We start from the raw sequence: 12,027 nt of genomic DNA, 5'->3' as shown, positions 1-12,027 counted from the left end.
GGCTTGCGAGGTATCACGCAAGCCATAACGCAAGCCCCTCTTACTCAGCAGGCTCCAGTGTAGAAGCTTGCGCCGTCACCGCTTTGCAAGCCTCATCATACTCTGACGACAACCGAGCAACCAGATCACCAGTGCTGCCAATGGTTTTCACCGCGCTAATGCCCTGGCCGCAGCCCCAGATCTCTTTCCAGCTCTTCGGCTTACCCTTGTCAGCACTGTGAAAGTCCATGGTCTTCAGATCGCCTTCTGGCAGATTACTAGGATCCATGCCTGCTTGCTCGATGGATGGCTTCAGATAGTTGCCATGCACACCGGTAAACAGATTGGAATACACGATATCCTCTGCACCGCTATCAACGATCATCTGCTTATAGGCCTGCTGAGCATTTGCTTCCTCAGTCGCAATAAAGGCGGACCCGATGTAAGCCAGATCAGCACCCATCACCTGTGATGCAAGAATAGACTTGCCAGTACTGATACTGCCTGAAAGCAGAAGCGGGCCATCATACCACTCACGGATTTCCTGAATAAGCGCAAACGGTGATGTTGTACCTGCATGGCCACCAGCACCAGCAGCAACAGCAATCAGGCCATCAGCACCCTTCGCAACCGCCTTATGCGCATGGGTGTTGGTAATGATGTCATGCAGCACGATGCCGCCGTAAGAATGAACCGCATCAAACACCTCTGGGCGCGCACCAAGAGAGGTAATCACGATTGGCACCTTGTACTTCACGCAAAGCTCAACATCATGCTGCAGACGATCATTGGAGCGATGCACAATCTGGTTTACAGCAAACGGAGCTGACGGTTTGTCAGGATTAGCCGCATCATAAGCTGCCAGCTCTTCTGTAATCTGGATCAACCACTCTTCCAGCTTTTCCTGCGGGCGAGCATTAAGCGCCGGAAAGGAACCAACAATCCCTGCCTTACACTGTGCAATCACCAGGTCTGGATTGCTGATGATAAACAAAGGACTGCCAACAACTGGCAGGCGCAACTTATTCTTCAAAATATCCGGCAAAGCCATTTCAAACACACTCCCTTACAATTCAATCTGCTGCCTGTTTGATCTCAATATCAGGCGGCATCACCTCTCCGGCGCTTCAACCTCTCCTGAATGTCCTGCATCATCTCGCCACTCTGGTCATCAACCAGTGCCAGAACATCCCGGGCACTCAATTCTCTATAGTCTTGCGAAAGCACACGCACATCACGCACGGGCTCTCCGCTTTGCTTGTCCAGCAGTTCCAGCCTCGGCCCACCTTCACGGGCTTCCCAGCGCTCACTCCATTGGTGCAGCGCAATCATCACCGGGTAAAAGTCCATGCCCTTCTCGGTGAGCAGATAGACCGTTCCGCGCTTGTCCTGCTGGTCTTGCTCCTTACGCAGCAAACCCGCTTGCACCAGACGCCGCAAACGATCTGTCAGTACACTAGTGGAGATCTGCAAATGCCCCTGAAGGTCATCAAAGCGCTTGATGCCCTGAAACTGACATCTCAGGATAAGCAGGATCCATGGATCACCCATCTGCTCGATCGCTTGAGCAACCGCGCAGTCAACACCTGCAAAGCTTCGTCTCGCTCCACTCATTCCCGGCTCCGGCACTTTCAATTTAACTTCGTTTAAAGAAGCTATTTCCAGTTTACCTAATGGGCAACCTAGCTCTTTGGCCTAGTCTTCAACCGAACCACTGAGTCCTTTTCAAAACCTCTGCACAACACCAAAATCGCTCTGGATTGCCGCATCCAGACGGTCCGCATCAAGTTGTCCCCAGCCCTGCCAAACTTTTTTCAAGCTAAGTTTCGCTCACCGAAACCACCCGAAACCCTCTTTCCGAAAAACCCTGTGTTTCGGTTTCCAAAACCGATTTCGGACTTAACAAAACCGATTTTGTTGACTTCCAAAATCGGTTTTGTAAGCATCATCGATGAAATCAGATCATGAATGGGAGCGATCTGATGACAACCTATTGGGTGGGAATTCTGTGAGCATCACTGACCAGAATGTGCAACAGAGAAAATCTGTGACCATTGGAGACGTGGCACGCCATGTAGGCGTTGCAAAGGGCACCGTGTCCCGCGTCCTGAACAATTACACGGACATTTCCAAAGCAACTCGCGAGCGTGTCCTCAAAGCAGTCGAAGAGCTGGGCTATCGCCCCTCCTCCACAGCACGTAATCTTAAGCGTGGCCGTGTCGACACCTTCGGCATCGTACTGCCGCTCATGCCTGGCAAAGGAGCTGATCCGTTCCTCGCCGAGTTTCTGGACGGCATGACCCGGGCACTCAACGCAGTCGATAAAGACCTGCTGGTGACAACGGCAAGCTCCATGGATGATGCTGTGCTGGCAATCCGCCGCCTCATCTCCTCGCAAAAGGTCGATGGCTTCGTTCTTACCAGAACAGCCACCAACGACCCACGCGTGGACTATCTATTGGACCGGGGTTTTCCGTTTGTCAGCCATGGCCGTACAGCCCGCGAAGGCGAACACCCGTGGTTCGACATCGACAACCACGCCGCGTTCTATTCAGCAGCCAGAAAGGTCATTGCGCAAGGTCACACCCGTATCGCGCTGGTGATGTCTAATCCGCAAATGAACTTCAGCCGCCTGCGTATTGAAGGGTTCCAACAAGGCTTGGAAGAGGCCGGTCTGTCTTTTGAAGAGCAGTTGATCGTCGAAACATCCTTGGATGAACCGGGCGGGGAGCAGGCAGCGCTTCAACTCCTGCATCAGGACCGTCCGCCAACAGCTATCATCTGCATGACCGATGCCATTGCCATCGGCGTCACCAAGATCATTCGCCGCCATGGTTTGACGATTGGTGAGGACGTCACAGTCATTGGTTACGACGGCCTGCCTGTGTGCGAGCATTTCGACCCGCCGCTTACCAGCTTCGCTCAGGAACCAGTCCTTGCAGGCAGTACGCTGGCAGAACTTCTCACAAAAGCAATCAGCGGCCAGCCAGCACGGGAGCTGCAGGTACTGGCCGAAGCAAGACTTATTCAGCGTGGCTCTGATGGTCCGCCACGTAAAACACCTGAGGAGCTGAAAGCTCACCTCAGCGCATACTTCGCAACCGCATAATGGAGGAAATTATGTTCGGGAGGAACATTCTAAGAACGACAGCCCTTGTTGGCACGCTTGCATTTGCAATGAGTGCTGCACAGGCTGAAGCGCTGCGCTTCTGGACCACAGAAGAGCAGCCTGCACGTCTTGCCAAGCAGGAAGCAATGGCAAAGGCGTTTACCGAGAAGACCGGCATTGAAGTCAATGTCATTCCGGTAACCGAAAAAGACATGGGCACCCGCGCAACAGCAGCTTATGCAGCCGGCGATCTGCCTGACGTCATCTATCATCCGCTGATCCACGTTCTGCCATGGGCAGAAGCGGGCATCATCGACACCGATGCAGCAACCGAAGTCATCGAAGATCTGGAAGAAAGCACCTTCGCATCCGGCGCTCTGAACATGGCAGCTCTGCCTGATGGCTACGCAGCTGTTCCGGTGGATGGCTGGACCCAGATGATCGTCTACCGCAAGGACCTGTTTGACGCTGCCGGTCTGGAAGCACCAAACACATACGAATCCATCCTCACCGCCCTTGAAAAACTGCACAATCCGCCAGAGCAGTTCGGCTTTGTGGCTGCAACAAAGATCGACGAAAGCTTCATGAGTCAGCTGCTGGAACATGTGCTTCTGGCAAACGGTGCAACTCCGGTTGACGAAAACGGCTTCAAAGGCTTTGACGAGAAGAAGCTGGCAGAAGCTCTGACTTTCTACAAAGCATTGGCAAAAGCCTCCCCTCCAGGCGATCTGTACTGGAAACAGTCCCGCGAGTTGTACTTCGCTGGCAAGGCAGCCATGATCATCTGGTCTCCGTTCATTCTGGACGAGCTGGCAGGCCTGCGTGACAGCGCACCGCCAACCATCAACGGAGACCCAACCTCCAAAGAACTGGCAGGTAAAACCGGTGTTGTAACCACCTTGTCCGGTCCATCCAACAAGACCGGTGCAGCATGGGGTGACATTCGTTACTTCTCCATCACCAACGATGCTGACACAGAAGCTGCACAGCAGTTCGTGGAGTACTCCATGAATGATGGCTATCTGGCGACCCTGTCCATCGCACCAGAAGGCAAATTCCCTGTCCGCCGCGGCAATGCGGAAGACAAAGAAGCCTTCATCAAAGGCTGGGCAACCCTGCCAGTGGGTGTGGACCGCAAAGCACCGCTCACAGAGCTCTATCCGGCTGAGACAATCACCCAGATTGTAGAAGGTCTGGACACAGCCAGCCGTTGGGGAGTGAAGGAAGGCCAGCTCAGCCTTGCCTCCAAGATCCTGAACTCCATGGCCATCAACCGCTACACCCGCGAGTTCATTGATGACGAACTCTCTGCAGAAGAAGCGGTCACCAAGATCAATCAGGAACTTGCCAAGATCAAGTAAGGCCTGATGCCACGATCTCAGCCCGCAGGCCTCGTGTCTGCGGGCTCTCAATCCACCAAAACCACCGTGATATCAGGAGCACAGCGTAATGAGCGCCATAGCCGATCAGGCCGGAAAATCTGTTAGCACAGCAGGTGAAAGCGTGAGCCAGCCGCCCAAAGGCGCAGGCCCCATGCAAAAGCGGGAAGCCCGCCTTGCCTACACCATGCTGGCGCCCACGTTTCTGATCATCCTCGCAATTGTTCTCGGACCTCTGGTCGCCAACTTCTGGATCAGCTTCAAGCCCGTGGAGCTGGGCGATCTGCGTGCTCCGAAAGTCCTTATCAACGAACGCGTCAAAGGTAAGCCAAAGCAAGCAGGCGATCCGGCAACGCTGGAGTACCGCGTCAGAAACTCCTCCCAGAAAAACTCCATCGCAAACGCTGGTTTTACCGACATCCTCCCACCCGGCTTCACCGCGCTAAAGCTGCCGGACGCCTGCTCTCTCAATGGGATCAACATACAGTGCGACCTTGGCACGCTTGAGGGCAAAGCCCGCGAGAAGCTGGTCATTTCAGGCACAGTCTCTAACGAATACCTTGCCTTGAGAAAGCCGGAGAAAGCCAGCAAGCCTGTTTCCTACGGCGATGCTGACAGTGTGCTCACCAACGGCACCTTCACGCTCGATAACTTCCGCCGTGTGTTTGACAGTGACGAGTTCTGGAGCGTTCTGCGTGTCACGTTCTATTATACCATCTTCGGTACAGTTGGCGCACTGGTCCTCGGCCTGTTTGCAGCCCAGCTCCTCAACACCTCCTTCAAGGGCAGAGGCATTCTGCGTGGGCTCTTCCTGTTCCCCTATGTATCTCCGGTGATTGCCGTTGCTTTCACCTGGGTTGTCCTGCTGGATCCATTCTCCGGAACCCTGAATGCCCTGCTCACCAAGATGGGTGTTCTCGCAGAACCGGTAAACTTCTTCGGTCAGCGCGCTGTAGATCTGCACCTGTTCGGAATCTCCTTCGAGTTTCCACTGGCGCTCTCAACTGTCATCGCGTTTGAGGCATGGCGTTACTTCCCGCTGTCTTTCCTGTTCATTCTGGCACGCATGCAATCCGTTTCAACGGACATCTATGAGGCAGCTGAAATGGACGGCGCCACTCCAATGCAGCAGTTCTGGTACATTTCCCTGCCACAACTCATGGGCATCCTGTCCGTCCTCTTCCTGCTGCGCTTCATCTGGACCTTCAACAAGTTCGACGACATCTTCCTGCTCACTGGTGGTAACGCCGGAACCCGCACCCTGACCGTAGATGTGTACGAACAAGGCTTTGCCCTTTCCAACCTGGGTGCAGGTGCTGCCGTTGCCGTGGTCGTCTTTGTTGTTCTCGTCACCTTCGCCACCTTGTTCATCCGCTTTTCCACCAAGGAGGAAGGGCTATGAGATTGCTCAGTAGCTACGTTCTTGCCGGCCTAAGTGGCGCCGTCTGGGGCTTCCTCTCCATGATCGTGATTGGTGTCACCCTGACACTCATCACCGGAGAGCTCGCCATCCCACAAGTGGGCGCCGCCGTCCTCGCCTCCGCGCTGGGCGCACTCTTCACCCATCTCTGGGATGGAAAAACTCAAAGCGCCGGGCAAAAATATGCCCCTGCCGCAATCATCCTGCTGGCCCTACTTGCAGCAACCTTCGGCGCTCCGTTTGCCCTGCCTCTGTCCGTAGAACCGCTCTGGCAACTCATCGCACTGATCTCCTTTGTAGCCATAACATTCTGGGCTAATCGACAGACACTGGCAGGCACGCCAAAGGGCAACCTCACGCGATATGAGAAGGAAGTCGTCTTCCTGCGTGTTGCAAAAGGATTTGGCTTCGTCATCTTCACGGTGATGGTTGCCCTGCCATTCTACGTCATGGTCATGACCAGCCTGAAAAGCCAACAACAACTGCTCGGCAACCCGCTGGATCTGTCCATTGATCTGTCAGGCGGCATCTCCGGCATGTTCCGCTCTTACGTAGAGCTGTTCACCCAGTTCAACTTCGGCACCTATCTGACAGTCTCTGCCATTGTTTCAGTAGCAACTGTCATCCTGACCCTGCTGTTCTCAGTCCCGGGAGCTTACGCAGTCTCTCGTCTGAACTTTCCAGGTCGCTCCTGGATGTCCCGCTCCGTGCTGCTCATCTACATGGTGCCGGCCATTGTTCTGGTCATCCCGCTTTACGCTGTTTTCTCTCAGCTGGGCCTGCGCAACTCACTGACTGGCCTGCTCATCGTCTATCCGGCAACCACCATTCCAGTCGCCCTGTATATGCTGCAAGGCTATTTCAAAGGCCTGCCTGCAGAGCTGGAAGAAGCTGGCCTCATGGATGGTCTCAGCCGTCTGGGTGTAATCCTCAAGATCACCCTGCCACTGTCCTTGCCAGCGCTGGCATCTGTATCTCTTTACGTCTTCATGATCGCGTGGAACGAGTTCCTCTTCGCCTTCATGTTCCTGGATGATCCGGACATCTTCACCCTCTCGCGCGGTGTCGTGTCCCTCAACTCTTCAGAAGTCCCCCGTCAACACCTGATGGCCGGTGCGGTCATCGCAACAGTCCCTGTTCTTGGCATCTTCCTGTGGTTCGAACGCTTCCTCGTTCAGGGCCTCACAGCAGGCAGCGTCAAAGGCTAAGCGGCACTGTCAAAAAGAAAAAACATCGGAGTATCTACTATGTCCGCACAACTCGACAATCAGGCCATTTCCATCCTCAAGGAAAATGATCTGGGCGGCTACACCATCCCAACCAAAGGCCTCTACCCATACCAGTGGAACTGGGACAGCGCTTTCGTCGCCCTCGGCTTTGCTACGTTCAACATGGAGCGCGCATGGGAAGAGATTGAATTGCTCTTTGAAGGCCAGTGGGATGACGGCATGGTTCCGCACATCATCTTCCGTAAGGATGACCCGAGCTACTTCCCGGGCCCATCCGTCTGGGGAACCACAAACCCGAAGATCCCAACCTCCGGCCACTCCCAGCCACCTGTGGCAGCAACCGTTGTTCGTCGTTTGTTTGAGCAGGACACCTCAGAAGCTGGCAAAGAGAAGATCAAAACCCTCTTCCCGAAACTGCTGGCATGGCACCGCTGGTACCACACCTATCGTGACCCGGAAGGCCACGGCGTTATCGCCATCATGCACCCATGGGAATCTGGCCGCGACAACCTGCCGGACTGGGACAACGCTGCAAGCCACGTCGATATCTCTGATATTGGCGAGTACACCCGCAAGGACACATCTCACGTAAATCCTGAGATGCGCCCGAAGAAAATCGACTACGACCGCTATCTTGCAATCGTGAAGTTTGGCCGCGACAACAACTGGGACCCAAAGATCGTTGCAGACCAGTGCCCGTTCTTTGTGGCTGACCCGGGCAACACCTTCATCCTGCTGCGCGCAGACCGTGACCTGCTGGCCATGGCCGAAGCGCTGGGCGAAACAGACGCAGCCGAAGAACTGAAGGGCTGGATTGCGTTGACGGAAAAAGGCGTGGCCAAGCTCTGGAATGAAGAAAAGCAAGCCTTCTGCACCTACGATCTGCGCAATGACGTTCTGGGCGATGGCATCTCCAGCGCCTCCTTCCTCGCACCATATGCAGGCATTCGCGAAGAGAAGTACATCAACCCAACACGTGAGCATTTCGACCGTATCGCGGCAAAGGTCAACTACACCATGCCAAGCTACGACCCGGATCATCCGCTGTTTGAAAGTATGCGCTACTGGCGTGGTCCGGTCTGGGGCATCATCAACTACCTCATCGCAACAGGGTTTGCAGATATGGGCGACACAGCCCGCGCTGAACGCCTGCGCACAGACACTGTTGCACTGATCGAAAAGAGTGATTTTGCGGAATACTTTGATCCAATCACTGGCGAAGGTGCTGGCGGCAACTCCTTCTCATGGACATCCGCCATCTGGCTCACATGGGCCACACCAAGCCTAACCGCTAAAGCAGCCTGAGGAGGAACGGAAGAATGGGAGCTATTCGCCTTGAGGGTGTCGAGAAATGGTTTGGCGATCTTCAGGTCATCAAAGGGATTGATCTTGAGATCGATCACGGGGAGTTCGTCATCTTTGTTGGCCCCTCTGGCTGCGGTAAGTCCACACTTCTGCGGGTGATCTCTGGTTTGGAAGAAGCCAGCCGCGGCAGCGTACACATTGATGGCAAAGACGTCACCGCCCTGCCACCGTCCGGACGTGGGCTCTCCATGGTGTTCCAGAGCTATGCACTCTACCCGCATATGAGCGTGCGGGAAAACATGGGCTTTGCACTGAAAACTGCAGGCGCTCCAAAAGCTGAGATCGAGGCCAAAGTTAACAAAGCAGCCGAAGTTCTTCAGCTGGAAGAATATCTGGATCGCCGCCCTAAGGCGCTCTCTGGTGGTCAACGCCAGCGCGTTGCCATTGGCCGGTCCATCGTCCGTGATCCAGCTGCCTTCTTGTTTGACGAGCCGCTCTCCAATCTCGATGCAGCCCTGCGTGTTGAAATGCGCTTTGAGATTGCAAAACTACACCGCAATCTGGATGCCACCATGATCTATGTGACCCATGATCAGGTGGAAGCCATGACACTGGCTGATAAAATTGTGGTTCTACAGTCTGGCCGTATCGAACAGGTCGGCTCTCCGCGAGAACTCTATGAGCGCCCGAACAACCTGTTTGTGGCTCAGTTCATCGGCTCGCCAAAGATGAACATCATACCCGTTGAGTTCAGCGGCAATACCTTCACGCTGGCAGGCTTCTCAGAGCAGCCATCACCTTTCAGAGATAACGAAGGCACACCTGTAAAGCTGGGCATCCGTCCGGAACACATCAGTGTTGTTCCACCAGCAGAAGCCGCTGTAACGGGCACGGTGGAACACGTCGAGTACCTTGGTGCAGACCTGTTCATCTATGTTGCCGCCAAAGGGCTTGGCACCATCTTGGTCAGATTATCCGGCCTGGAGCACTACAGCGCAGGCAACACCGTCGGCCTCTCTTTCGACCCCGCCCTCACCCACTTCTTCGGGGCTGATGACAAAGCCGAACGGGTGAACAGCGAGAAGGCAATAGAACCAGCCTGAAACAACAAGCAGTCCCGATAACCAAAAGGCTTGGGTGCTCACACATCCAAGCCTAACTTTTTAGCTACCAAAACCCGCTTAGAAACGATAGGTGATACCAGCACCAACCAGCCAGGGATTCAGCTCAGCTGTGCCCTTCAGCTTGTTACTGCCAACTTTCACGTCAAAGTCTGGCTCAAGGAACAGCTTCTTGACGTCAAGGTTTACACCCCAGTTGTCATCAATCATGTAATCGAAACCAACCTGAAGCGCTGCACCAAATGTGTTTTCAATATCAAGATCATCAACATCGTTGGCATCTTGATTATAGAAAATCGTGTAGTTCACGCCCGCACCGATATAAGGCTTGAAAGCGCCAAAGTTGGTGAAGTGATACTGCAAAGTCAAAGTTGGCGGCAGGATCCATGTGTCTCCCACATCGGTACCAGCAAGAGCACCATCACCATCTACGTTTGCCCACGTCGTTCCCAAAATAAGCTCAGCAGCAATATTTTCAGTGAAGTAATAGGTGATATCCAGCTCGGGCACCACTGTGTTGGAATAGGACAGATCTGAGCCGGAAACACCATTAACGTGCCCGCTATCTTCAGTAATCACACCCAGAGCGCGCACACGGATCTGCCAAGGGCTCTTCTCAGATGCAGCCGCAGCAATGATATCTTCCTGTGGCACAGGCATATCTGCCGCCAGAACCTGACCAGCAGGCACCACCATCGCAGCAGTGACCATAAGGCCCATCACCCTTTTCAAACTCATCTCCACCTCCAGTTGTATAAGCGAGCTTTACACTTATTCCAATTATTGAGAGTGGAGCACATGAGCATTGAGGTGCATCAAACCAGCATTGATAATATAAGTACTATTTATAATAGTAATTTTGCCGGATAAGAAATGTGAAATGTTGATTTCAAATAGACATTTACTGCAGGAAAACTAGCACAATCGCCGGAACTCAACAAGGCTAAGGAAACTCTCATCACTTCATTTCATCAGAATAATTGATACGTAGCCCGTACAACAATGCCTCCTACCATCACAATCACCAGCTGAAAACACACAGGCTTCCCTCACTCCAACGTTTGTCACTGCGCCCAGAACCCGCTATGAAGTGGAGACTTCGTACAGGCAGATCCGTAAGGCACACACCTTCCTTACAGCATCCGGTTCTGACCGAAGTCTCTTCAGTTTTAAGTCTACCGGGTTTTGTGAGTGAGGGAATAAATGGCTGCGCAGTGGTGCATCGGTCTGATGACCGGAACGGTAATGGACGGCAACGTCGACATCGCCATGCTGAAAACCGATGGACAAACCATCGAAGAGTTCGGCCCTTACACACTGGCAAGTTATCCCCCTGAAACCAATCAGCTGATCGCCGAAGCCATGGCCGCCGCTCAGGACTGGAATTTCGCATCCGAGGAACCTGAAATTTTCTCACGAGCGGAGAAAGCACTCAGCGAGGGACAAGCCCACGCAATTTCACATTTCCTTTCAAAAAACTCCATTTCAACGCAAAATATTGCGTTAATCGGTTTTCACGGCCAAACCGTCCTGCACCGCGCACCCAAAGGCGGCCAAAAAGGCGCAACCCGACAACTCGGTGACGGCCAGATCATCGCTGATATCCTCGATATTCCAGTGATTTACGACTTCAGAACGCAAGATATCGAAGCAGGTGGACAAGGCGCGCCCCTCGCAGCCATCTACCATCAGGCCCTCTTAAGAAGCGCCGGTCTGTCCGACAATCCAACGGACACAGCAATTCTGAATCTCGGCGGCGTCGCCAACATCTCGTGGTGGGACGGGCATAACACCCTGATTGCCTTCGACACAGGCCCGGCCAACGCGCCTATAAACGACTGGATCAGCTCCCATAATCGCGGCGACATGGACCGCGACGGCCTCATCGCTGCCAGCGGACAAGCGGACGAAGACCGCCTCAAAACACTTCTCGAACACCCCTATCTCACCGAAGCCTTCCCCAAATCCCTCGACCGCAACAGCTTCACAAAAGACATGGCAACCGGCCTTTCTCTCGCAAACGGCGCAGCAACGCTTACTGCATTTTCAGCAAGCGCAGTTGGCAAAGGGTTGGACATGCTACCAAAACGCCCGGCCCGCCTGGTAGCATGCGGTGGCGGACGCAAAAACCCGCAGCTTCTGAAAGAGATCGAAGCACGGGCAAACGTAAAAATCATTCAGGCAGAAGAACTTGGCTGGCGTGGGGATGCCGTGGAGGCCGAATGCTTCGCCTTCCTCGCAGCCAGATGCGATCGCAATTTGCCGATCAGCTTTCCGGGAACCACAGGCGTTCCAACAGCTATGTCAGGTGGTACCAAGGCGCTTCCACACCAACACACCAGCTAAACAGCCGTACCAGAAGTAAAAAGGTAGGAGCCCTTGCCGCCGCGCAAGAGCTCCCACCGACCTCTTGTTTAAAGCTCAAAAGGTCTCAACTTCAAATATCTATAAGAAAAGGTAGGCAGTATATTCTGGTCGCAACATT

General features: G+C 53.9%; 10 protein-coding genes. 7 read left to right on the top strand and 3 right to left on the bottom strand.

What is annotated here, in order from left to right:
• Window positions 1-40: 40 nt before the first annotated feature.
• Together PsW64_RS14655 and PsW64_RS14650 are read right to left on the bottom strand one after the other, a co-directional pair.
• The gene (locus tag PsW64_RS14655) at window positions 41-1,030 is read right to left on the bottom strand and encodes an NAD(P)H-dependent flavin oxidoreductase (RefSeq protein WP_063304081.1); all 990 of its coding nucleotides are present in this window, start codon (window positions 1,028-1,030) and stop codon (window positions 41-43) included.
• A gap of 50 nt (window positions 1,031-1,080) precedes the next feature.
• Complete coding sequence (locus PsW64_RS14650; protein WP_063304080.1) at window positions 1,081-1,593, bottom strand: winged helix-turn-helix transcriptional regulator; 513 nt, start codon at window positions 1,591-1,593, stop codon at window positions 1,081-1,083.
• A gap of 394 nt (window positions 1,594-1,987) precedes the next feature.
• Between PsW64_RS14650 and PsW64_RS14645 the strand changes: the two genes are divergently transcribed.
• From PsW64_RS14645 to PsW64_RS14620, 6 genes are all read left to right on the top strand, one after another.
• A complete protein-coding gene (locus PsW64_RS14645; protein ID WP_063289688.1) occupies window positions 1,988-3,088 on the top strand; it encodes a substrate-binding domain-containing protein in 1,101 nt (366 codons plus the stop codon).
• Between the two features lie 11 nt (window positions 3,089-3,099).
• Window positions 3,100-4,449, top strand: a complete 1,350-nt coding sequence (locus tag PsW64_RS14640) for an ABC transporter substrate-binding protein (RefSeq protein ID WP_063289689.1) — start codon at window positions 3,100-3,102, stop codon at window positions 4,447-4,449.
• Between the two features lie 88 nt (window positions 4,450-4,537).
• Window positions 4,538-5,869, top strand: a complete 1,332-nt coding sequence (locus PsW64_RS14635) for a carbohydrate ABC transporter permease (protein ID WP_063304079.1) — start codon at window positions 4,538-4,540, stop codon at window positions 5,867-5,869.
• Complete coding sequence (locus PsW64_RS14630) at window positions 5,866-7,095, top strand: carbohydrate ABC transporter permease (protein ID WP_063304078.1); 1,230 nt, start codon at window positions 5,866-5,868, stop codon at window positions 7,093-7,095. The genes PsW64_RS14635 and PsW64_RS14630 overlap by 4 nt, the downstream gene beginning before the upstream one ends.
• 39 nt (window positions 7,096-7,134) lie before the next feature.
• Window positions 7,135-8,421 (top strand): MGH1-like glycoside hydrolase domain-containing protein, encoded by a 1,287-nt coding sequence (locus PsW64_RS14625; protein ID WP_063304077.1) that lies wholly within the window; start codon window positions 7,135-7,137, stop codon window positions 8,419-8,421.
• 14 nt (window positions 8,422-8,435) lie between these two features.
• A complete protein-coding gene (locus PsW64_RS14620) occupies window positions 8,436-9,524 on the top strand; it encodes an ABC transporter ATP-binding protein (RefSeq protein ID WP_063304076.1) in 1,089 nt (362 codons plus the stop codon).
• 78 nt (window positions 9,525-9,602) lie between these two features.
• On the opposite strand, the gene PsW64_RS14615 is transcribed toward PsW64_RS14620, so the two are convergent.
• Window positions 9,603-10,280: an OmpW/AlkL family protein gene (locus PsW64_RS14615; protein ID WP_057462502.1), complete on the bottom strand. Its 678-nt coding sequence runs from the start codon at window positions 10,278-10,280 to the stop codon at window positions 9,603-9,605.
• Window positions 10,281-10,745: 465 nt separating this feature from the next.
• Between PsW64_RS14615 and PsW64_RS14610 the strand changes: the two genes are divergently transcribed.
• Window positions 10,746-11,888, top strand: a complete 1,143-nt coding sequence (locus PsW64_RS14610; RefSeq protein WP_063304075.1) for an anhydro-N-acetylmuramic acid kinase — start codon at window positions 10,746-10,748, stop codon at window positions 11,886-11,888.
• Window positions 11,889-12,027 lie beyond the last annotated feature (139 nt).

Source organism: Pseudovibrio sp. W64, from assembly GCF_001623145.1.
In the GTDB taxonomy this organism is placed as follows: Bacteria; Pseudomonadota; Alphaproteobacteria; order Rhizobiales; family Stappiaceae; genus Pseudovibrio.
This window is presented reverse-complemented; position numbering and strand designations above follow the sequence as displayed.